The sequence below is a fragment of the Bradyrhizobium sp. AZCC 2230 genome (genome assembly GCF_036924495.1).
Lineage (GTDB): Bacteria > Pseudomonadota > Alphaproteobacteria > Rhizobiales > Xanthobacteraceae > Bradyrhizobium > Bradyrhizobium rifense.
Genome location: NZ_JAZHRS010000001.1, coordinates 8,648,377 through 8,670,869, shown reverse-complemented (window position 1 = coordinate 8,670,869; position 22,493 = coordinate 8,648,377). Strand labels below are relative to the sequence as shown.

Below are 22,493 nucleotides of genomic sequence, written 5' to 3'. Positions count from 1 at the left end.
AGGGCGCCTTTGCCCACCCTACGAGACCGCGCTAGCCCTTCGGCGCCTGCTTTTCCGAGGCCGTCGCCGGCTTGCCGCCGGCGCCGACGACGCGAACCGCATCGCCGTCGGACAGGCCGTCCGGCGGAGCGGTGATGACGCGGTCGTCGGGCGCAATCCCTGAGGCAAGCTCGATCTCCTTGCCGAGATCGCGGGCAATGGTCACGGTCTTGAATTGCACCTTGTCGTCCGCACCGACCGTCGCGACCCGCAGACCGCTGCCGTTGAAGATCAGGGCGCTGGCGGGAATGCTCAGCGGCGCAGTGTCGCGCTGCAAATTGAGTTTCACGCTGGCATAGCCACCGGGCATCAGCTCGCCGTTGGAATTGTCGAGCCCGAGCTGCATGCGCGTGGTGCCCGAGGCGACATCGACGGCCTGCGAGGAGGCTTCCACCGTCGCCTGGAACGTCCGGTTCGGGTACTCCGGCATCACCATCGTAGCCTTGGCGCCGATCTTGATCGCCGGCACGTAGTTCTGGGGAACGTTGACGTAGACGCGCAGCTTGGTGATGTCGGAGACCACGAACATCGCCGGTCCGGACCCGCCGCCGGCGTTGATCAGCGCGCCGACGTCGGTGTCGCGCGCCGTGACTACGCCGTCGAACGGCACGGTGATCTTCTTGTAGCCCGCGAGCGCCTCGAGCCGCTCGACATTGGCCTGTCCGGAATGGACCGCGGCGTTCTTGTTGGAGAGATCGGCGGTGCGCTCGTCGATCTCCTGCGCCGAGACGAAGTTGGAGGCGACCAGCGTCTTGCGCCGGTTCAGGGTTGCTTCCGACAGCCTGGCGCTGGCCTGCTGGCTGGCGAGGTCGGCGCGGGCCTGCAAAAGCTGCTGGTCGAGGTCGGGCGCCTCGATCTCGGCGATCACCTGGCCTGCCCTGACGCGGGCGCCCATGTCGACGCTCCAGCTTTTGAGATAGCCGGAGACGCGCGCGAAGATCGGCGCGCGATAATAGGCCTCGAGCCGGCCCGGCAGATCGATGGTGGAATTGAGCGCCTTGGCATTGGGCAGGGCCACCGCAACACTGGGAACGGCCTGGTCGTCGGTCCATTCCTTCAGCTTGGAGCTCTGGTCCTCGCGAGCGCGAATGCCGGTGCCGACCACGAGGCCTGCCGCAATCAGCGCCACCACGCCGAAAATGCCCAGTTTCCGGTGCGACACCGGGGAGCGGGGTTCAGTGGGCGACATGCGGCGTCTCCAATGGGGCGGCGGCTTTGGCGCCTTGTTTCTTGTGTACCATACTGAACACTACGGGAACAAACATCAGCGTGGCGAAGGTTGCAAAGATCAGGCCGCCGATCACGGCGCGGCCAAGGGGGGCGTTCTGTTCGCCGCCCTCGCCCAGCCCTAAGGCCATCGGCGCCATGCCGATGATCATGGCGAGCGCGGTCATCAGCACCGGGCGGAACCGGACGAAGCCGGCTTCCAGTGCCGCTGCGATGGGATCGCCGAGCTCCTCGTAGCGCTCGCGGGCGAAGGAAATCACGAGCACGCTGTTGGCGGTGGCCACACCCATGCACATGATCGCGCCTGTCAGCGCCGGCACCGACAGCGTGGTCTGGGTCGTGAACAGCATCCAGACGATGCCGGCGAGGGCTGCCGGCAGCGCAGTGATGATCACGAAAGGATCGGACCAGGACTGGAAGTTCACGACGATCAGGAGGTAGATCAGCACGACGGCGCCCAGGAGACCGAACAAGAGGCCGGTGAAGGCGCTGTTCATGGTCTGCACCTGACCGAGCAGCACCACGGAGGAGCCCTTCGGAACTTCCTTGGCGGTATCGGCGATCAGCTGACGAATATCATTGGAGACCGCTCCGAGATCGCGGCCTGACGTCGTCGCAAAAATCTGCACCAGCGTCTGGATGTCGTATTGCGACACCACTGCGCTCGACGTCGAGCGTTTGATGTCGGCGATGCCGCCGAGGATCGGCGACTGCGAATTGCCGGTCCCCGTGATCGGCAGCGTCTGGAGCGCGCTGAGCGAATCGATCTGGTATTGCGGCGTCTGCATCACGATGGAGTAGGACACGCCGTTGTCGGGGTTGAGGTAATAGGTCGGCGCCACCTGCGAGGAGCCGGCGAGATTGACCACGAGACTGTTGGTGACGTCGCGTTCGGTCAGGCCGACATATTGCGCGCGGGTGCGGTCGACATCGATATTGAAGGTCGGGTTGCTTGGCGACTGCTGGATCCGCGCATCGGCGACGCCGGGAATGCGACGGACCTTGGCGAGCAGCTTGTTGGCATAGGCGAAGTTAGCCGCGGCATTGGCGCCACGGACCTGGAGGTCGATCGGCGCCGGCGCACCGAAGTTCAGGATCTGGCTGACGATGTCGGCCGGCAGGAAGGCGAAGCTGACGCCGGGGAACAGCCGCGGCAACTGCTCGCGCAGCACCTTCACGTGCTCCTCGGTCGGCTTGTGGCCCTCTTTCAGCTTGACCTGGATGTCGCCGTCCTGCGGACCGATCACGCCGGTGTTGTTGTAGGTCATGTTGATGCCGGAGATCGGCATGCCGATGTTGTCGGTCAGCGTCTCGATCTCACCCGGTATCAGCTTGCGGATCGCCTTCTGCACGTCGGCGAGCTGGTTGGCAGTCTCCTCGACGCGGGTGCCGACCTGGGTGCGGACATGCATCAGGATGTTGCCGGCGTCGACCGCGGGGAAGAAGTTGCGGCCCAGGAACGGCACCAGTGCGAACGATGCGCCGACCACGCAGAGGAAGCCGATCACGAACACCGGGCGGTGCGCGAGCGCGAGGCCGAGAAAGCCATGGTAGCCGCCGCGAATGCGCTCGAAGCGAGCCTCGAAGCCGCGCTGGAACCACACCAAAGGATTGCGCGATTTCGGCGGCGCGCCCTTGTGGTGGACGTGCGGCTGCAACAGATAATTCGCCATCGTCGGCACCAGCGTGCGCGACAGGATGAACGACCACATCATCGCGAACATCACGGCTTCCGCCATCGGCACGAACAGGAAGCGCGCGACGCCGGTGAGGAAGAACATCGGCACGAACACGATGCAGATACAGAGCAGCGAGACGAAGGCCGGCGTCACGATCTGGTTGGCGCCATCGAGGATCGACTGCTCAACCGGCTTGCCCTGCTCCAGATGGTAGTTGATGTTCTCGATGGTCACCGTGGCGTCGTCGACGAGGATGCCGACCGCGAGCGCGAGCCCACCAAGCGTCATGATGTTCAGCGTCTCGCCGATCGCCGACAGCATGATGATGGCGCCGAGCACGGACAGCGGGATCGAGACCGCGATGATGACGGTCGAGCGCCAACTGCCGAGGAACAGCAGGATCATGACGCTGGTGAGCAGCGCCGCGATCACGCCCTCGAAGGCGACACCCTGGATCGCGCCGCGGACAAACACGGACTGGTCGCCGATGAAGCCGATCTTCAGCGCATCCGGCAGCTGATCCTTGACGTCGATCACCTTCTGCTTGATGCCGGCGATGATATCGAGCGTCGAGGTCGCGCCCGCCTTCAGCACCATCATCAGCACCGAGCGGTTGCCGTCGACATGGACGATGTTGGTCTGCGGCGGATTGCCGTCGCGCACGGTCGCGACGTCGCGCACATAGACCATGGCACCGTTGACGGTCTTGATCGGCAGATTGCCGAGCTCGTCGATCTTGAGCGGCGAGTTGTTGAGCTGGATGTTGTACTCGAAGGCGCCGATCTTCTGGGTGCCGACCGGCGTGATCAGGTTCTGGGCGGCCAGCGCGTTGGCGACGTCCTGGCCGGACAGGCCGCGGGCCTGGAGCGAAGTCGGATCGAGGTCGATCTGGACCTGGCGCTGCTTGCCGCCGAACGGGTACGGGATTGCAGCACCCGGCACGGTGACCAGCGGCGTGCGGAGCTGGTTGATGCCGATGTCGGCGAGGTTCTGCTCGGAGAGTCCCTCGCCCGACAGCGCCACCTGGATGATCGGCACGGTCGAGGCGGAGTAATTCAGGATCAATGGCGGCGTCGAACCGGGTGGAAGCTGCTTCAGCAGCGTCTGCGAGATCGCGGTGACCTGGGCGTTGGCGGTGCGGATGTCGACGGTCGGCTGGAAGAAGATCTTGACGATGCCGAAGCCGTTATAGGAGTTGGCGACGATGTGCTCGATGTCATTGACCGTCGTCGTCAGCGAGCGCTGGAACGGCGTGGTGATGCGGCCGGACATCTGGTCCGGCGGCAGGCCGGTGTACTGCCAGACCACACCGATCACGGGGATACGGATCTCCGGAAAGATATCGGTCGGCGTTCGGAGCGCCGCCAGCGGTCCGATGATCAGGAGCAGGAGCGCGAGCACGACAAACGTGTAGGGCCGGCTCAGGGCAATACGGACCAGAGCAATCATTCGTCAGGCAATTCCAGGTCGAGAGGATAGAATCCGCTCCCCGCGGGGGTTCCTCTTTCCCTTTACCCGAACACCGCCGAACGCGCCAACATGAAGCAGCGTCGCGCCATTCACTTCCCTGCTACCGCACTGCGGAATTGGCATCGCAGCTATGCGAGGGGAAATGTATCGCAGCGTCGTCCCGGCCTAGCTGCGCAAATTGCGCACGGGAGCCGGGACGACATGGGTGACAGCTGGCGCCCGATGTCGACAGCTTACGCCGCGCGGACGTTGGTCAGGAATTTGCTGACCTCGCTCTTCAACCGGGTCGAGTCGTTGGACAGCATCTGTGCGGCCGACAGCACCTGTGAGGAGGCGGTGCCGGTCTCGGTCGCGCCGCGCTGCACGTCGGTGATGTTGGACGAGACCTGCTGGGTACCCTGGGCCGCCTGCTGCACGTTGCGGGCGATTTCCTGGGTCGCGGCGCCCTGCTCCTCCACCGCGGCCGCGATGGCCGAGGAGATTTCCGAGAGACGCTCGATGGTCGAGGAGATTTCCTTGATCGCACCGACCGAGTCGTTGGTCGCCGCCTGGATGCCGGAGATCTGTTGGCCGATCTCGCCGGTCGCCTTGGCGGTCTGCTCGGCAAGCGCCTTCACTTCGGAGGCGACCACCGCGAAGCCACGGCCGGCCTCACCGGCACGCGCCGCTTCGATGGTGGCGTTCAGCGCCAGCAGGTTGGTCTGGCCGGCGATGGTGTTGATGAGTTCGACAACGTCGCCGATGCGGGACGCAGCCTTGGAGAGTTCGCTGACGCGCTCGGTGGTGGCACGGGCCTGGCCGACGGCGTCGCCCGCCATTCGCGCCGATTCCTGCACCTGACGGCTGATCTCGCCGACCGAGGATGCCATCTCCTCGGTGGCTGAGGCCACCGACTGCACGTTGGTGGAGGCTTCTTCCGAAGCCGCGGCAACCGTGGTCGCCAGCCGCTGCGAACGGTCTGCGCTCGAGGTCAGCGTCGAGGCCGAGGCTTCGAGCTGGGTCGAGGCCGACGACACGGTCTGGACGATCTCGCCGATCATGGTCTCGAATTCGCGGGTCACGTTGTCGACGCGGCGGCCGCGCTCGATCTTGGCCTCGGCGTCGGCGGCAGCAGCCTCGTCGGCAGCCTTCTTGGCGATCAGGGCTTCCTTGAAGACCTGAAGCACGTCGGCCATCGAGCCGATCTCGGTCTTCTCGCCGCGGTGCGGGACCTCGGCAGAGAGGTCGCCGCGGCCCAGCGCCTGCATCGGCTGGATGATCGAGTTGATGCCGCTGGAGACGTCCTGCACGAGGTAGAAGCTGACGCCGATGCCGATGATGACAGCGGCGCCAAGGATGATCGAGACCAGCATGAAGGCGTAATAGTAGCTGTCGCCGGCATCCTTGGCAGCCTGATCACCGCCCTGGGTATTGAGCTCGATGTCCTTAGTCAGGACCTCATCAGACGCAAGTCCGATCTTGTTGACGGTCTTGGTGTTCAGCTCCTGGGCATCGTGCGGGACCTTGCCGGCCTCCTTGCGCGACAGCGCAAAGACTTCGTCCGTGCCCTGCTTGTACTGGTCCCAGAGCTTGGCCCATTCGTTGTAGAGCGTACGCTCTTCGGGCGTGGTGATCATCGGCTCGTAGCTCTTGCGGGCCTTGCCGAGCGCCTCCATCACAGTGCCGGCGGTCTTCTCGTTCGCGAGCTTGTCTTCGAGGGTCTCGGCCAGCATGTGCTGGCGGACCACGTTGCGATAAGTGATGACGCTCGCCCGTATCTCGCCGAGCACGCGCACGCTGGGCAGCCAGCTCGTGGTGATGTCGGTGGTGTTGGCATTCATCGACCGCATCTTCATGACGGCGAGCAGGCCCATGCCAGTCATCGCAACCAGCAGGAACGCCACGACACTGATGATCTTGGCGCGGATGGAGATGGTGGCGAGCATAATCGGGTCTCTTTGCGTTGGCGCGGTCGCGCGTCCTAATGAGTCAACTAAAGGAGCGGCGCCGATATCCAACAACAAAGCGACTGAGCAGTTGTTAACTACGACTCCGTACGAGTACGGAGCCTGAAAGAGATGAACAGGCGACTAAGAATGCTCTGCGCTCAGCGCATGAGCCCAATCGCGTCTGCAAAAAACTCAGGTCCACCGAAGTTGCCGGACTTCAAAGCGAGCAGCATATCGCCCGCGGCGGCGCCGACGGCGCGAAGCACCGGCACGCCCGCAGCGATCTCCACGCCGACCAGGAAGCCGGGGATCCCGAGGCGGTCGACGACGGCGCCGGAGGTCTCGCCACCGGCCACAACCAGGCGCCGAACATCTGATTTCACTAGGTTTTCGGCGATGTCGGCCATGGTCTGCTCGATGGCGTGACCTACTGCGTCGCGACCGTGACGCGCCTGGAGCGCAGCGACGTCAGCCGGCGTCGCGCTCGAAGCAATCAGCACGGGACCCTGGGCCAACCGCTCCTTCGCCCAGTCCAGCGCACGCTGCGTTTCGTTCGCGCCCGTAAGAATACGGTCAGGGTCAAGACGAAGCACCGGCATGACGCGTTCGGCGTTGGCGATCTGCTGCAAGGTGGCCTGCGAGCAGCTTCCCGCGAGGCACGCCACCTGCCCGCCGACGGCGGCGCCCTGATCGCTGCTGGCGGCGGCCGACTTGACCTTGCCGGTCGACACGAGTGCGCGGGCGAGACCCAGGCCGATACCCGAGGCGCCGACCGACAACCGGTGCTCTGCGGCGACAAGGCCGATGGTCTCGAGGTCGCGGTCGAACACGGCGTCGATGATCGCGGCGCCGACGCCCTTGCCTGACAATTCAGCAAGCCGGGCCTGCACGGCCTGCGCCCCGCGCGAGAGGGTCGCGAGGTCGACGAGACCGATCTGCGTCTTGCTCTGGCGCGCCAAGACGCGCACCAGATTGGAGTCATGCATCGGGTTGAGCGGATGGTCCTTGAGTGGGCTCTCGTTCAACGGCACGGCGCCGACGAACAGATTGCCCTGATAGACGGTGCGGCCGGTTTCGGGAAAAGCCGGCGTCACCAGCACGACGCCCTCGCCGCAATCGGCGCGCAGCGCGTCCATCACCGGCCCGATGTTGCCTGCATCCGTGGAATCGAAGGTCGAGCAGATCTTGAACAGCACGTGGCTCGCGCCGCGCCCGCGCAGCCATTTCTCGGCCGCGCGCGAGCGCGACACCGCAATCCCAGCCTCGATCGAGCGGCTCTTCAGCGACACCACGACGGCGTCCACTTCGGGCAGCTTCAGATCGTCGGCGGGCACGCCGATGGTCTGCACCGTGCGCAAACCGGCGCGCGTCAGCGTATTGGCGAGATCGGAGGCGCCGGTGTAATCGTCGGCGATGCAGCCAAGAGAAATTTTCGCTGCAAGTGTCACAGCTTCACTCCCGCATAGGGCTTGAACCAGGCGAGCCCATCGGTGGTCTTGCCGCGCGGATTGTATTCGCAGCCGACGAAGCCGGCATAGCCGAGGCGATCGAGCTCATCGAACAGGAACGGATAATTGAGCTCCTCGCCGTCTGGCTCGTTGCGCGAGGGAATGCTGGCGATCTGGATGTGGCCGATGATCGGCATCATCTCGCGCAGCCGCATGGTAACGTCGCCATGGATGATCCCGCAGTGATAGATGTCGAACTGCAGTTTCAGGTTGGGAAGCCGCAACTCCTGGATCAGGTCGCGCGCAAAGCCGAAATCATTGAGGAAGTAGCCGGGCACATTGCGGGAATTGATCGGCTCGAGCACGATGTCGATGCCATGCGGCGCGAAGAATTCTGCGGCCCAGGCCACCGACTTGTAGAAGGCCTCGATTGCGACCCGTTCGCCGCGGTTGGCGATGCCCGCCATCAAATGCAGCCGCTTGACGCCGGTCGCCTTGGCGTAAGGCAGCGCCGTCTCCAGGCTCGCCTTGAGGTCGGCAAAGCGCGCCGGCAGTGCGGCAAAACCTTTCTCGCCGGCATTCCAGTCGCCCGGCGGCAGGTTGAACAGCGCCTGTGTCAGGCCGTTGCGCTTGAGCCGTTCGCCGATCGCCTCGACCGGATGCTCATAGGGAAAGAGAAACTCGATCGCGGTGAAGCCGGCTGCCGCGGCGGCGTCGAACCGGTCGAGGAACGGCACCTCGGTGAACATCATCGAGAGGTTGGCGGCGAAACGGGGCATTGGAATCCTCTTCTACTTGTCGCCGGGAAGTTTGACGCCGGTGACCTGCGCATACATTCGCGCCACCGACGCATCATCGTCACGCCCCATGCCGGCGGCTGATGTCATCAGGAACATCTGGAGGGCCGCGGCGGAAACCGGCACCGGGAATCTGGCGCTGCGCGCCATGTCCTGGATGATGCCGAGATCCTTGACGAAGATCTCGACCGCGCTGCGCGGCGTATAGTCGCCGTCGAGCACGTGCGGCATGCGGTTCTCGAACATCCACGAATTGCCGGCGGACGCCGTGATCACCTCATAGACCTTGCGGATGTCGAGGCCCTGCTTGGCGGCGAACGCGATCGCCTCGCTTGCGGCAGCGATATGCACGCCGGCCAACAGCTGGTTGATCATCTTGAACGCGGCGCCCTGCCCCGCTGCATCGCCGAGCTCGTAGAGTTTTGCCGCCATGGCATCGAGCGCGGGACGCGCTTTTGCGAATGCAGCGGAGCTGCCGGAGGCGAGGATCGTCAATTCGCCTTGGGCTGCGCGCTGCGCGCCGCCAGAGATCGGCGCATCGAGATAGTTCCGGCCAGTCGTCTCCAGTTGTTTGGCGAGGCGGCGCGCCACATCCGGGTCCATCGTGGCAGAGGAGATGAACACGCTGTCTTTCGGCAGGGTCTCGGCGACGCCGTCCTTGCCGAACAGGATCGTCTCTGTCTGCGCGGCGTTGACGACGACGCTGACGACGATGTCCGCACCCTTGGCCGCCTCGGCCGGCGTTGTGGCGCCGATACCGCCGTCCTTGACAAAACGCGCGACCGCATCGGCCGAGACGTCGCAGCCGGTGACGGCATGGCCGGCGCGCTTCAGCGAGGTCGCCATGCCGTACCCCATCGAGCCGAGCCCGATGACGGCGATGCGCTGATTTTGTGAATTGGAGGCGGACATGCAACTCACCCTTGCGAACGTTTCCCGGCAGGCCGGCCTTTGCGGCGGCTCGTGATCTCGAATAACACGGCTTGGCCACGCTGCCAAAGCGTGAGAGAAGCGAGCATGACGGCCATGAAAACTGAAACGAGCAACGAGACAAGGCTGCGTGAGGATATCTGCCGCTTCGGACGGTCCCTGTTCGAGCGCGGGCTGACGCCGGGCTCCTCCGGCAATATCAGTGTCAGGCTGGATGGCGGCGGCTGGCTGGTAACGCCGACCAACGCCTCGCTCGGCTTCCTTGATCCGGCAAAGCTGTCGCGGCTGGACGATCAGGGCCGGCTCATGTCCGGCGATGCGCCGACCAAGGAAGTTCCGCTGCACACCGCGCTCTACGATACGCGCGGAAGCGCGCGGGCAATCGTGCATCTGCACTCCACCCATTCGGTCGCGCTCTCGATGCTACCCGAGATCGACGCGCGCGCCGCGCTGCCGCCGATGACGGCTTATTATCTGATGAAATGCGGCGCCACCGCGCTTGTGCCCTATTACCGCCCTGGCGATCCCGCGGTCGCGGATGCGATCAAGGGACTGGCCGGGAAATATTCATCCGTGCTGCTCGCCAATCACGGCCCGGTGGTCGCCGGCGACACGCTGGAAGCCGCGGTGTTCGCGACCGAGGAGCTGGAGGAGACGGCGAAGCTGTACCTGCTGCTGCGCGGGATGAACCCGCGGTATCTCTCGCCGGAGCAGGTGGCGGATCTGGTGAAGGTGTTCGGGGTGACGTTGCCGGAGCATGGGCATTGAGCCCGGCTCTAACCTCGTCATTGCGAGCGGAGCGAAGCAATCCAGAGTCTTTCCGCGGAGGGATTCTGGATTGCTTCGCTACGCTCGCAATGACGGAGAAACCTACAGCCCCAGATACGCCTTGCGCACGTCCGGATTGCCCCTGATCTCGGCCGCCGGTCCCTGCATCAGCACGCGGCCGGTTTGCAGGATGTAGGCGCGATCGGCGATCTCCAGGCACTCGGCCATGCGCTGTTCGACGATCAGCACGGTCATGCCGGCGTCGCGGATGGTTTTCACCGCCTGGAAGATTTCATCGACCAGCTTCGGCATGATGCCCTGCGAGGGTTCGTCGAGCATCAGAAGCCGCGGACGCGTCATCAGGGCGCGGCCGATCGCGAGCATCTGCTGCTCGCCGCCGGAGAGCGTTTCGGCGCGCTGATCGAGGCGTTCGGACAGGCGCGGAAACAGCTTGAAGACGAGATCGAGCGGTCCCTCGCGATCCGCCTCGCCGCGATAGAGATAGCTGCCGAGGCGAAGGTTGTCGCGCACCGACAGGCGCGGGAACAGGCGGCGGTTCTCCGGCACGTAGGCAATGCCGGTCGCCGTGATGTGATGCTGCGCCATGCCGTCGAGGCGTTTGCCGTCGAACGTCACCGTGCCCGAGCGCGGACGCTCGGCACCGGCGATGGATTTCAGCAGCGTCGACTTGCCCGCACCGTTGGCGCCGGCGACGCAGACGATCTCGCCCTTCTGGACTTCGATCGACACCGCGGAGATCGCGACCAGGCCCTGATAGGCGGTCGTGACTTCATGCACCGACAGCATGACGATCTCCCAGATATGCCTTGATCACCTTGGGATCGCGGACGACGTCGGCGGGCTTGCCCTCGACCAGCACCTTGCCGAGGTCGAGCACGATGGCGCGATCGACCAGCGGCATCACGATCTCCATGACATGCTCGACCATCAGAACGGTGATGCCGGCATCGCGTACTTTTCGCACCAGCGCCACACCGGTCTGCGCCTCGGTCGGCGTGAGGCCGGTGAGGACTTCGTCAAGCAAAAGCAGTTTCGGTTCGGTCGCGAGCGCACGCGCGACTTCGAGGCGGCGTTTCTCGGCCGGCACGAGGTCGCTCGCGAGCACGTCGGCGCGCGCGGCAAGGCCGGTGAACTCCAGCACCTCATGCGCTTTGCGGCGCGCCTCGCGCATCACCGTGTTGCGCACCAAGGCACCGACGATGACGTTGTCGATGACCGTCATGGTCTCAAAGCTCTTGACCACCTGGAAGGTGCGCCCGACGCCGCGCTGACAGCGCTCGGCTGCCGGCAGTTTTGTCACGTCCTCGCCGTCGAACCAGATCGATCCTTGCGTCGGCGGCAGAACGCCGGCGATAAGATTGAACAGCGTCGACTTGCCGGCGCCGTTGGGGCCGATCAGGCCGACGATCTCGCCGCGGCCGACCGAGATCGAGACGTCCGAGTTGGCGACGAGGCCGCCGAACCGCTGCCAGACGCCGCGGGTTTCAAGGAGCGCGGTCATCGCGTGGCCCCTTTTGCCTTCGAACGGGAGAACAGGCTCACCAGGCCTTGCGGCAGAGCCAGCGAGATCGCGACGATCAGCCCGCCATAGACGATGAGGTCGACGCCGCGGCCGGAGCCGCCGATATAGGAGCGCGTCAGTTCCGTCATCGGGATCAGGATGGCCGCCCCCAGCACGGGACCCCAGAGGGTGCCGATGCCGCCGAGCACGGCCGGGAGTGCCATCAGCAGGGAGAACTGGAAGCCCATGACACTTTCGGGATCGATGTAAGCGAGGAACTGCGCGTAGAACGCACCGCCGACGGCGACAAGAAAAGCGGACACGGCAGCCGCGCCCATCTTGGAGTTGAACACGACGACGCCGAGGCTTTCAGCGGCTTCGGGATTGTCCTTCACCGCGCGCCACCAGAAACCCCATTTGGAGTCTTCAAGCCACCAGGTGACGAACCAGGCGAGGCAGCAAAGCGCCAGCGCGAAATAGAAATACGGCAGCTTGCTGCGCATGAACTGGAATTTCAGCCAGCTGTCGCCGCGCACGGGAATGGTAATCCCCATTGCGGCCCCCGCCCATTCCCAATTCTGGAACAGCAACAGCCCGATCTCGGCGATGACGATGGTCGCGATCACGAAGTAATGGCCGCGCAGGCGGAAAAAGGGATAGCCGAGCCCCATCGCGATGAGAGCCGCGATCGCGCCGCCGGCGAGCATCCCGAACCAGGGCAACACGCCGAACTTGGTGAACAAAAGCTCGGTCGTGTAGGCGCCGATGCCGAAATAGAGAGCGTGGCCCAGCGAGATCTGTCCGCAATAGCCGGAGAGGATGTTCCAGCTCTGCGACAGCGCCGCATACATCAAGGTCAGGACCAGGATGTTCTGGATGTAGACGTTCTTGACGAACAGCGGCGCAAGCGCGGCCAGTGCAGCCAGCACCGCGGCAATGATGAGATCGCGGCGACGCCGCGCGGCAAAATTCTTGTCCATCACATCGACCCGAACAGGCCACGCGGCCGGATGAAGACAACGAGCAAGTACACCGCATAGATGCCGACCGACTTCAGTGAGGGCGGCAGCATCAGGGCGGTCACCGCTTCAACCAGGCCGACAATGATGCCGCCGGCAAAGGCGCCGAACACACTGCCAAAGCCGCCGAGCGCCACAGTGACATAGGCAATCAGCGCAAAGGATGCGCCAACGTCGGGATAGATGTAGAAAAACACGGCCATGATCGCGCCGGCGAGGCCGACAAGCGCAGCGCCAAGGCCCCAACCGAACGCGAACACGCGGTTCTTGTCGATACCGACGAGCGCGACCGCACCGGGATCTTCACGGGTCGCTTCCAGCGCGCGGCCGAAATCGGTGCGGTGGATGAAGAAGTAGAGGCCGGCAAAAGCCGCGATCGAGACCAGCGCACCGACCAGCTGCGGCTCCGGCAGGAAAATGCCTGCAATCGAGACGGTTTTACCGCCGAGCCAGGATTGCGGAATGCTGCGATAGTCCGGCGTGAAGAACAGCTGGGCCAGTCCGCGCATGACGATGGCCAGGCCGAAGGTGGTGAAGATCTGCACCATGCCGGCATTGGCCTTGGCGCGCATGGCGAAGCGTACAATCAACAGGTAGACCACCGCTCCGAACACGAACATCGCCGCCGCGACCAGCGGCGCCGAGAGCAAGGGATCGATGGCGAAGAACGCGAACAGGAAGAAGGACGCGTACATCGCGATCATCAGGAACTCGCCATGGGCGAAGTTCGTGACGTCCATCAGGCCGAAGATCAGTGCGAGGCCGACGGCGATCAGTCCGTAGAGCAGGCCCATCAGCAGGCCGCTCGCGAGACTTTGGACAACGGTTTCGACTGTCAGCAACTTGTCCCCCAGAAAAGCTCTCACCCCCGAGGGGCGTCATCGAACGTGCATCGCAAAGAACGGACGGCCCTCGCCTCTCCCGACGCGGGCTCCGTCTTACTCCGCAGGACCAGGATCGGGAGCTATCGTCCGAGCTCCCGATCCATCCTCACTTCATCGGCCAGACAGCTTCGGCCACCGCCGCCTGCGACGGGAAGATGGTGACAAACTTGCCGCCGATATATTGCAGCAGAACCGGATCGGCGTCGTTGTTCTGGCCCATGTCGTCGAACTTGACCCGCTTCCAGGGCATGATGGTCTGGTCGCCCGGAATGTCGGTTGCGGCCATCGCGTCGCGGATCTTCTCGCCGTCGGTCGACTTGGCACGGTTGATGGCGTCCGCAATCACGATCATCGCCATGAACTGCCGCGACGTGTTGTCGTTGAGATCCTTGCCCGATTTCGCCTTGAACAGATCGTTGATCTTGCCGACCATCGGCCGCTTGGCGGCAAGATCGAGCGAGAAGCTGCCGCGGGTGATTGCGCCTTCGAGCTTGTCGCCGACGGCGTCGTAAAGTGCCTTTTCGGAGAAGCCGGCTGCCTGGGCCAGAATCGCGTTCGGCTTGTAGCCGAGCTCCGCCATCGTCTTGACCAGCAGGATGCCGTCCGTGGTGTAGCTCGAGGGCAGCAGCACATCGGCATTGGCGGCCTTGAGCTGCTGGACTTCGGCAGACAAAGACGGCGAGTTGGCGCGGTACTTGATGTCGGCGACGATCTTGTAGCCGCGCTCGGCTGCGAGCTTGGTCTGGGCGTTGGCAGAGTCGGTGCCGAAGATCGTGTCTTCGTGGAACAGCGCCAGCGTGTCGGCCTTGACGCCCTTCTTCTTCATCGAGTCGAGGAAATCGAACATCCCGGCCGAGAACATCTCGTCATGCGGCGAGGCGCGGAAATAGTACTTCAGTCCGCGGCGATGCAGGCTCGGCGAGGAATTGTCCGCCGACAAGAACGGGATCTGGTAGCGCTCGCAGATCTGGCTGACCGTGACCGCGACTGCGCTCTGATAGGAGCCGAGCACCGCGCAGACTTTCTCCTGGGTGATCAGTCGCTCGGCTTCGGCGCGTCCCTTTTGCGGGTCGCCCTGGTGGTCGGCGTACACCATGCGGATCTTGGCGCCGCCGAGACCCGGCAAGCCGACACCCTTCGCCAGCGGAAGATCGAAGTCCTGGTCGTTGTTGATGATATCGATCGCGGTCTCGAATGCGCGCTGCGCGTCGACCCCGACCTGGGCGCCGGCGCCCGACAAGGGATAGGTCGCGCCGATCACCACCTCGGAGGTTTGCGCGCGCGCGGCTAGCGGCAACAGCGCAGCAGCGGCGGTGGCTCCGAGCAGAACGTCGCGGCGAGTGATCGTCATTGGCAAAGTCCCCTGTTATTGCGCGTATCGAATGAAACGATTGGCAAACTGCGTAAAGCCTGAAGAAGCAGCAAATGCTGCCCACTAAATCACGGCCATGTTCCTGTTCTTCAGATCCGTCACCAGCATCAGGCCGGGCGAATGCGTAATCGCGAACGGGACCTTGGCTGCATTGATGACTGATTGCGGCGTCACGCCGCAGGCCCAGAACACCGGAATCTCGTCATCGGCGACAGGTACGGGATCACCATAGTCGGGCTTGGCGATGTCCTTGATGCCGATCAGATGCGGATGGCCGAGATGCACCGGCGCGCCGTGCACGGCGGGATAGCGCGAGGTGATCTGCACCGCGCGGATCGCATCCGCCGGCTTGAACGGACGCATCGAGACCACCATCGGCCCCGCGAACGGGCCGGCCTCGCCGCAGTTGATGTTGGTGCGGTACATCGGCACCCGCACGTTCTGCTCGATGTGGCGGATCGGCATGCCCTCGTCGAGCAGCGCCTCTTCGAACGAGAATGAGCAGCCGAGCACGAAGGTCACGAGATCATCGCGCCAATGCTTGGTGACGTCGGTCGGCTCGTCCACGACCTCGCCGTCGCGCCAGACGCGGTAGCGCGGGACGTCGGTGCGGATATCGAGATCGGCGCCGAGCGCCGGGATGTGCGGGCTGCCGACGTCGGACATGCCGATGATCGGGCACGGTTTCGGATTGAGCTGGCAGAAGCGGTGGAAAGCCCCAGCGAATTCCGCAGGCAGGATCGCCAGATTGCCCTGGACGAAGCCGGGGGCGACCCCTGCGGTGGAACCGACCTCGCCGCCACGATAGGCAAGCCGCGCCTGGCGGCTCGGGAGAGTGTCGGGTGTTTCAGTTTGCTGCACTGCCACTAAAACAGTCATGTGATCGACCTGCCTATGAACTCGACAAGCGTAGCCAACATCAAGCATACTATAAAGTCTAATCGTCCTTTTTAATCGATATCGATAAATCCATTTTATCGATCGGGAAAATCACTCCAATGCTGGACTTCAGGTCGATCGAAACCTTCCTCTGGGTTGTGAAGCTCGGCAGCTTCCGTGGCGCCGCAGCGCGGCTCAATACGACCCAGCCGGCGATCTCCCAGCGCATCGCCCAGCTCGAACGCGAGATGGGCGTAAAACTCCTGAACCGCGATCATCGCGTGGCGTCGCCCACCCCGAGCGGCCGGCAGATGATGGTCTATGCGGAAAAGCTGATCGGCCTGCGCGCTCAGATGATGGCCGAGATCGGCGATCGCTCGGCGATGCGCGGCGTGATGCGGCTCGGCGTCGCCGAGACCATCGTGCACACCTGGCTGCCGCGGCTGGTGAAGAGCATGAACCAGATCTATCCCAACCTGTCGCTGGAGATCGAGGTCGACATCACGCCGAACCTCACCGCGCGCCTGCTCGCGCAGGAGATCGAACTGGCCTTCGTGGTCGGGCCGCTGTCGGCCTCGGGCGTGCACAACCGCGTGCTCGCCGATTATCCGATCGGCTTTCTCGCAAGCCCGTCGCTCGGGCTCGGCCATGGCCCGGTGACGCCGGCGGATCTCGCACGGTTTCCGATCATCACTTTTCCGCGCAAGACCAGACCCTACGAGGTCGTGCGCGAGGTGTTCGACCGGCCGGACTTGCCGCCGATCCGTCTCCACGCCTCGGCCTCTCTCGCCACCGTGATCCACATGGCGGTGGAAGGGCTCGGCATCGCCGTGATCCCCGACGCCATCGTCGAGAACGAGCTCGCCGACGGTCGGCTGCAATTGCTCGACACCGATCTGCAGATCGCGCCGCTGACGTTTACGGCAAGCTGGCTCGCCTCGCCCGACGTCGTCGCGGTGGAGCGCGTCGCCGAGCTTGCATGTCAGATTGCGCAGAGCAGCGTCGCGGTTGACGCGCCCGCGCTGGCGCGTCATTGAAACAGGCGCCGGATAATCGAGAGACCGACCGCATGAGCCGAACCGCCACCAATCTGCAAATCGATTCCGCCCGCCTCTGGGGCTCCATCCACGAGACCGCGCAATTCGGCGCGACGGCCAAGGGCGGTGTGCGACGGCTGACGCTGAGCGGCGAAGACAAACAGGTTCGTGACTGGTTCCGAAAGGCCTGCGAGGAAGCCGGCCTCGAAGTGCATGTCGACGCACTCGGCTCACAGTTCGGCCTGCGCAAGGGCCGCGACATGTCGAAGCTGCCCGTCGGCATCGGCTCGCATCTCGACACCCAGCCGACCGGCGGCAAATACGACGGCATTCTGGGCACGCTCGGCGCGCTCGAGGTGATCCGCACGCTGAACGACGCCGGCATCGAGACCGAGGCGCCGATCTGCATCGTCAACTGGACCAACGAGGAAGGCTCGCGGTTCGCGCCGGCGATGATGGCGTCCGCAGCTTACGTCGGCGATTTCACCACCGACGACATTCTCTCGCGCAAGGACATCGAGGGCACGACCGTCGGCCACGCGCTCGACAGCATCGGCTATCGCGGCGACAAGCCGGTCGGTTTTCAGAAGCTCGGCTGCTTTGTCGAATTGCATATCGAGCAAGGTCCGATCCTCGAAGCGGAAGGCAAGACCATCGGGGTCGTCGATTCCGGCCAGGGCGTATTGTGGTACGACGGCAAGATTTCCGGCTTCGAGAGCCATGCGGGCTCGACGCCGATGCCGCTGCGGCGCGATGCGCTGGCAACGCTCTCCGAGATCGTGCTGGCGATGGAGGCCATCGCCAAGAAGCACGGGCCGAATGCGGTCGGCACCATCGGCGAAGCCGTGATCGCAAATCCCTCGCGCAACGTCATTCCCGGCGAGATCGCCTTCACCATGGACTGCCGCAGCGCGGACGGCGCGATCATGGATGCGCTCGATCGTGACCTGCGTGCCGCGATCTCGGAGATCGCCGCGCGCCGCAAGGTCGAGGTCAAGATTGATCTCGTCTGGCGCAAGCCGCCTACGCATTTCGACCCGAAGCTGATCGCAGCCGTCGAGAATGCCGCGAAGACGCTCGGCTATTCCTCCCGCCGCATCACCTCCGGCGCCGGCCACGATGCCTGCAACCTCAATACGGTGATGCCGGCGGCGATGGTGTTCGTGCCCTGCAAGGACGGCATCAGCCACAACGAGCTGGAAGACGCCACGCAGCCCGACTGCGCCGCGGGCACCAACGTGCTGATGCATACCGTGCTGGCGATCGCCGGCGTCGCATCCTGATCGGAGACAGACATGCGCGGAGTTTTCGTCGACGCCAATGAAGCGCTTGCCGTGATCATGGAGCGGCTGGAGATATCAGGCGATCCCAAGGTGCGGATCCACCGGGATCCCGATATCAAGCCCGAGCAATATCCGGAGATCCTCGACGGCGCCGAGATCGCGATCGTGGACCACACCGCGCTTCCCACCGAAGTCGCGAAAAAATGCGCGGGCCTCAAGCACGTCGTGTTCCTAGGCACCGGCGCGCGCAGCTATATGAATCCCGAAGAACTCGCCGAGCTCGGCATCTCCGTGCATCTGATCAAGGGCTATGGCGATACGGCGGTCGCTGAATCCGCGATCGCGCTGATGTGGGCCTCGGCCCGTGTCATCGCGATGATGGATCGCGAGATGCGCGTCGGCAACTGGCTGCGCGAGGACGGCATGCAGCTCACCGGCAAGACGCTGGGCCTGATCGGCTTCGGCGGTATCGCCGCCGAAGTCGCGCGCATCGCGTCCGGCAGCGGCATGAAGGTGATTGCCTGGAACCGCTCGCCGAAGACCTATCCCGGTGTGGAGTTCACTGATCTCGACACGGTCCTGGCGAAGAGCGACGTGGTCTCGTTGCATCTGCTGCTCAATGACGAGACGCGCGGCATGATCACGCGCGAAAAGATCGCGAAGATGAAGCCGGGCGTCATCCTCATCAACACTGCGCGCGCCGCCGTCGTGGACGAGCAGGCGATGATCGACGCCCTGAAGTCAGGCCACATCCGCCATGCCGGCCTCGACGTCTTCAACATCGAGCCGCTGCCGGGCGATCATCCGCTAACCAAGCTGCCGAACGTGACGTTGTCGGCGCATTCGGCGTTCCGCACGCCGGAGGCGAGTGAGAACCTGATTGAAGCGGCATGGGTCCATTGCCGCCGGATCGTGAAAGGATAAGAGCAACAACAATGGCCGACTATCGCACCATCAAGGCAGAACCGCTCATCAACGTCATCCGCGCCATCGTCAAGGCGGGCGGGTCTACGGATCGCGAAGCCGAGCTCGTGTCCACCAATCTCGTCGAGGCTAATCTGAAGGGACATGACTCGCACGGCGTCGGCATGATCCCGCGCTATGTCTCGAGCGTCACCACGGGCGGCCTCGCCGTGAACCAGCACGTCAAGATCGTGCTCGACACCGGTCCGCTTCTCACCCTCGACGGTCTCACCGGCTACGGCCAGGTGATCGGCCATGAAGCGATGGAGCTGGCGGCAGAGCGCGCCAAGCGCAACGGCGTGTGTCTCGTCGGCCTTTCCAACGCGCACCACATCGGCCGCATCGGCCATTGGGCCGAGCAGTGCATCGACCACGGGCTGGTGTCGATCCACTTCGTCAACGTGATCTCGCGTCCGATCGTGGCGCCGTGGGGCGGCAGCGATGCGCGCCACGGCACCAACCCGTTCTGCGTGGGCATCCCCCGCAGGGGCAAGGACCCCATCGTGCTCGACTTCGCCACCAGCCGGATCGCACAGGGCAAGACCCGCGTCGCCCACAACAAGGGCGTCGAACTCGAGCCCGGCACCATCATCGACAACGAGGGCAAGCCGACAACCAATCCGCGCTACACCGTGATCCCACCGCACGGCGCCATCCTGCCATTCGGCGAGCACAAGGGCTCCGGGCTCGCGCTGGTGTGCGAAATCCTCGGCGGCGCGCTTTCCGGCGGGCAAGTGGTCAAGGGCCCGTCCGACGGCAAGTACAACGTCCTCAACGGCATGCTCTCGATCATCATCGATCCGGGCAAGCTCGGCACCGGCGAGAACCTGGCGCGCGAGGTCGAGAGCTTCGTCGCCTGGCACACCGGCTCGCCTCCCGGCCTCGGCGTCGACAAGGTCAAGATCGCCGGCGAGCCCGAGCGCGAGACCAAGAAAAAGCGGCTCGCCGAAGGCATTCCGGTCGATCCAACCACCTGGCAGGAAATTCTGGAAGCCGGGAAGAAGTTCGGGCTGGACGAGGCGGCGCTCGAGAAGATTGCCGGCTGAACGAGAGCCAACTCGTTACAAGCGATGTCGTCCTGGACAAGCGAAGCGCAGATCCGGGACCCATACGCCGCAGCAGCCGTTTGGCGAAGACAGGCAATGACCTTCTCGCGCAACAACAACGGCTGCGGCGTATGGGTCCCGGCCTGCGCCGGGACGACACCGGAGTCCGTTGCGCGAGTTCGCCTTAATCCACCATATCCGCGACCGCCTTGCCGCAGGCGGTCGTGTCGGCGTTGCCGCCGAGGTCCTTGGTGCGCAGCGTACGCTCAGCCAGAGTCCGTTCGATCGCATCGACAATCGACTTGCCGGCGACCTTCTCACCGAGATGCTCGAGCATCATCGCGCCTGACCAGATCGCACCGATGGGGTTGGCAATGCCCTGCCCCGCGATGTCAGGCGCCGAGCCGTGCACCGGCTCGAACACTGACGGGAAATCGCCCTCGGGATTGATGTTGCCTGACGGCGCGATACCGATCGTGCCGGTGCAGGCTGGGCCGAGGTCGGACAGGATGTCACCGAACAGGTTGGAGCCGACCACGACATCGAACCAGTCGGGATGCAGCACGAAGTTCGCGGTGAGAATGTCGATGTGGTACTTGTCCCACTTCACGCCCGGAAACTTCTTCGCCATCGCCTCCACGCGCTCGTCCCAATAGGGCATGGTGATGGAGATGCCGTTGGACTTGGTCGCCGAGGTCAGATGCTTCTTCGGCCGCGATTGCGCGAGCTCGAAAGCGAACTTGAGGATGCGGTCGACGCCCACCCGGGTCATTACCGTCTGCTGGGTGACGAACTCGCGATCGGTGTCCGGGAACATGCGGCCGCCGACGGAGGAATACTCGCCTTCGGTGTTCTCGCGCACGACCCAGAAATCGATGTCACCGGGCTTGCGGCCCGCCAGCGGCGACGGCACGCCGGGCATCAGCCGCACCGGGCGCAAGTTAACATACTGGTCGAACTCGCGGCGGAATTTGATCAGCGAGCCCCACAGCGAGACGTGATCCGGAATCTTCGCCGGCCAGCCGACCGCGCCGAAATAGATTGCGTCGTGCTTGCCGATCTTCTCTTTCCAGTCGTCCGGCATCATCTGGCCGTGCTTCTCGTAATATTCCCAGGACGAGAAGTCGAAATGATCGAAATGCAGGGCGACCCCGTGCTTCTTCGCCGCTGCCTCCAAAACGCGCAGGCCCTCGGGCATCACTTCCTTGCCGATGCCGTCGCCGGGAATGACTGCGATCCGGTATTGTTTCTTGCTCATCGAGAACGTCCTTTTTTGGTCCGGCAGCCGCCGTCTTTTTGACCGCACTGCAATGGACCAAAGTCAGCGGCAGTGCAACGCTGCACTGCAATGTTGACCGTGGCGCGACGCACCGCCTACTGATTTCATTCAGTTCCCACCGAGCGAGTACCTCTCATGGATCTGCATCTGCGTGGCAAGCGCGTCCTGATCACAGGCGCGTCCAAGGGCATTGGCGCTGCTGCCGCCGAAGCGTTTGCCGAGGAAGGCGCGCATCTCCTGCTTGCTGCCCGTAACGGCGAGCAGCTCAAGGCGCTCGCGGATCGGTTGCGATCCGCACACCAGATCGATGCTGCGACAAGCATTGTGGATTTGCGCAAGGCCGAGGATTTGGCACGGCTCGCCAAGGAGGCCGCCGACATCGACGTGCTCGTCAACAATGCCGGCGACATTCCCGGCGGCTCGATCGACAAGATCGATGAAGCCACCTGGCGCCACGCCTGGGAATTGAAGGTGTTCGGCTATATCAACCTGACGCGGCAGATCTACGCGCAGATGAAGGCCAAAGGCGGCGGCGTCATCGTCAACGACATCGGTGCTGCCGGCGAAAAGTTCGACGCGAATTACATCTGCGGCAGCGCCGGCAATGCCGCGCTGATGGCGTTCACACGCGCGCTCGGGGGCAAGAGCCTCGCCGACAACATCCGCGTGGTCGGCATCAATCCCGGCCCTGTCGGCACCGACCGTCACGTCACGCTGCTGAAGACACGGGCCAAGCACCAGTTCGGCGACGAGAGCCGCTACAAGGAATTCCAGAAGGGCCTGCCGCTCGGCCGCCCCGCGCATGCGCGCGAGATCGGCGACCTCATGGCGTTCCTCGCGTCCGATCGTGCCGGCTATACATCAGGTGTGATCTACACGGTGGATGGCGGTATCAGTGCCGGCTGGGGCTAGATTCTTTCCGT

The 22,493-nt window shown here is 64.2% G+C and carries 19 protein-coding genes; 6 read left to right on the top strand and 13 right to left on the bottom strand.

Features of this window, described 5'->3' with window-relative positions; all coding sequences use genetic code 11:
• Nucleotides 1-31: 31 nt before the first annotated feature.
• The 6 genes from V1280_RS41280 to ltnD form a co-directional block, all read right to left on the bottom strand.
• Nucleotides 32-1,228 carry an efflux RND transporter periplasmic adaptor subunit gene (locus V1280_RS41280; RefSeq protein ID WP_334536515.1) on the bottom strand — a complete coding sequence of 399 codons (1,197 nt, stop codon included), beginning with the start codon at nucleotides 1,226-1,228 and terminating at the stop codon, nucleotides 32-34.
• Nucleotides 1,215-4,394, bottom strand: coding sequence for an efflux RND transporter permease subunit (locus V1280_RS41275; protein ID WP_334536513.1), 3,180 nt, complete (start codon nucleotides 4,392-4,394; stop codon nucleotides 1,215-1,217). The genes V1280_RS41280 and V1280_RS41275 overlap by 14 nt, the downstream gene beginning before the upstream one ends.
• Nucleotides 4,395-4,648: 254 nt before the next feature.
• Complete coding sequence (locus V1280_RS41270; protein ID WP_334536511.1) at nucleotides 4,649-6,340, bottom strand: methyl-accepting chemotaxis protein; 1,692 nt, start codon at nucleotides 6,338-6,340, stop codon at nucleotides 4,649-4,651.
• A gap of 161 nt (nucleotides 6,341-6,501) precedes the next feature.
• The gene (otnK, locus tag V1280_RS41265; RefSeq protein ID WP_334536509.1) at nucleotides 6,502-7,791 is read right to left on the bottom strand and encodes a 3-oxo-tetronate kinase; all 1,290 of its coding nucleotides are present in this window, start codon (nucleotides 7,789-7,791) and stop codon (nucleotides 6,502-6,504) included.
• Nucleotides 7,788-8,570 carry a 2-oxo-tetronate isomerase gene (gene otnI / locus V1280_RS41260; RefSeq protein WP_334536507.1) on the bottom strand — a complete coding sequence of 261 codons (783 nt, stop codon included), beginning with the start codon at nucleotides 8,568-8,570 and terminating at the stop codon, nucleotides 7,788-7,790. Before otnI ends, otnK begins: the two co-directional genes overlap by 4 nt.
• Before the next feature lie 12 nt (nucleotides 8,571-8,582).
• On the bottom strand, nucleotides 8,583-9,500 hold the full coding sequence (ltnD, locus tag V1280_RS41255) for an L-threonate dehydrogenase (protein WP_334536505.1): 918 nt from the start codon (nucleotides 9,498-9,500) through the stop codon (nucleotides 8,583-8,585).
• Between the two features lie 105 nt (nucleotides 9,501-9,605).
• Between ltnD and otnC the strand changes: the two genes are divergently transcribed.
• Nucleotides 9,606-10,286, top strand: coding sequence for a 3-oxo-tetronate 4-phosphate decarboxylase (otnC, locus tag V1280_RS41250; protein ID WP_334536503.1), 681 nt, complete (start codon nucleotides 9,606-9,608; stop codon nucleotides 10,284-10,286).
• A 102-nt stretch (nucleotides 10,287-10,388) separates the two neighbouring features.
• On the opposite strand, the gene V1280_RS41245 is transcribed toward otnC, so the two are convergent.
• The 6 genes from V1280_RS41245 to V1280_RS41220 all read right to left on the bottom strand — a co-directional run bounded on the left by V1280_RS41245 (nucleotide 10,389) and on the right by V1280_RS41220 (nucleotide 15,962).
• A complete protein-coding gene (locus V1280_RS41245; RefSeq protein ID WP_334536501.1) occupies nucleotides 10,389-11,093 on the bottom strand; it encodes an ABC transporter ATP-binding protein in 705 nt (234 codons plus the stop codon).
• On the bottom strand, nucleotides 11,077-11,808 hold the full coding sequence (locus V1280_RS41240) for an ABC transporter ATP-binding protein (RefSeq protein WP_194476945.1): 732 nt from the start codon (nucleotides 11,806-11,808) through the stop codon (nucleotides 11,077-11,079). The genes V1280_RS41245 and V1280_RS41240 overlap by 17 nt, the downstream gene beginning before the upstream one ends.
• Nucleotides 11,805-12,788: a branched-chain amino acid ABC transporter permease gene (locus V1280_RS41235; RefSeq protein ID WP_334536496.1), complete on the bottom strand. Its 984-nt coding sequence runs from the start codon at nucleotides 12,786-12,788 to the stop codon at nucleotides 11,805-11,807. Before V1280_RS41235 ends, V1280_RS41240 begins: the two co-directional genes overlap by 4 nt.
• On the bottom strand, nucleotides 12,788-13,666 hold the full coding sequence (locus tag V1280_RS41230; RefSeq protein WP_334538554.1) for a branched-chain amino acid ABC transporter permease: 879 nt from the start codon (nucleotides 13,664-13,666) through the stop codon (nucleotides 12,788-12,790). The genes V1280_RS41235 and V1280_RS41230 overlap by 1 nt, the downstream gene beginning before the upstream one ends.
• Nucleotides 13,667-13,817: 151 nt before the next feature.
• Nucleotides 13,818-15,062, bottom strand: a complete 1,245-nt coding sequence (locus tag V1280_RS41225; RefSeq protein ID WP_334536494.1) for an ABC transporter substrate-binding protein — start codon at nucleotides 15,060-15,062, stop codon at nucleotides 13,818-13,820.
• Nucleotides 15,063-15,146: 84 nt separating this feature from the next.
• Complete coding sequence (locus tag V1280_RS41220) at nucleotides 15,147-15,962, bottom strand: putative hydro-lyase (RefSeq protein ID WP_334536492.1); 816 nt, start codon at nucleotides 15,960-15,962, stop codon at nucleotides 15,147-15,149.
• Nucleotides 15,963-16,081: 119 nt separating this feature from the next.
• Here V1280_RS41220 and V1280_RS41215 point away from each other — a divergent pair, with 119 nt between their 5' ends.
• The 4 genes from V1280_RS41215 to V1280_RS41200 are packed head-to-tail and all read left to right on the top strand — an operon-like array spanning nucleotide 16,082 to nucleotide 20,291.
• Nucleotides 16,082-16,999 (top strand): LysR family transcriptional regulator, encoded by a 918-nt coding sequence (locus V1280_RS41215; protein ID WP_334536490.1) that lies wholly within the window; start codon nucleotides 16,082-16,084, stop codon nucleotides 16,997-16,999.
• Nucleotides 17,000-17,031: 32 nt separating this feature from the next.
• Nucleotides 17,032-18,282 (top strand): Zn-dependent hydrolase, encoded by a 1,251-nt coding sequence (locus tag V1280_RS41210; RefSeq protein ID WP_334536488.1) that lies wholly within the window; start codon nucleotides 17,032-17,034, stop codon nucleotides 18,280-18,282.
• Nucleotides 18,283-18,294: 12 nt separating this feature from the next.
• Nucleotides 18,295-19,206 carry an NAD(P)-dependent oxidoreductase gene (locus V1280_RS41205; protein WP_334536486.1) on the top strand — a complete coding sequence of 304 codons (912 nt, stop codon included), beginning with the start codon at nucleotides 18,295-18,297 and terminating at the stop codon, nucleotides 19,204-19,206.
• Between the two features lie 11 nt (nucleotides 19,207-19,217).
• Nucleotides 19,218-20,291, top strand: a complete 1,074-nt coding sequence (locus V1280_RS41200) for a malate/lactate/ureidoglycolate dehydrogenase (protein ID WP_334536484.1) — start codon at nucleotides 19,218-19,220, stop codon at nucleotides 20,289-20,291.
• A 184-nt stretch (nucleotides 20,292-20,475) separates the two neighbouring features.
• Here V1280_RS41200 and V1280_RS41195 read toward each other — a convergent pair whose 3' ends face one another.
• Nucleotides 20,476-21,549: a tartrate dehydrogenase gene (locus V1280_RS41195; protein ID WP_334536483.1), complete on the bottom strand. Its 1,074-nt coding sequence runs from the start codon at nucleotides 21,547-21,549 to the stop codon at nucleotides 20,476-20,478.
• A gap of 156 nt (nucleotides 21,550-21,705) precedes the next feature.
• Here V1280_RS41195 and V1280_RS41190 point away from each other — a divergent pair, with 156 nt between their 5' ends.
• Nucleotides 21,706-22,482: an SDR family oxidoreductase gene (locus V1280_RS41190; protein WP_334536481.1), complete on the top strand. Its 777-nt coding sequence runs from the start codon at nucleotides 21,706-21,708 to the stop codon at nucleotides 22,480-22,482.
• Nucleotides 22,483-22,493 lie beyond the last annotated feature (11 nt).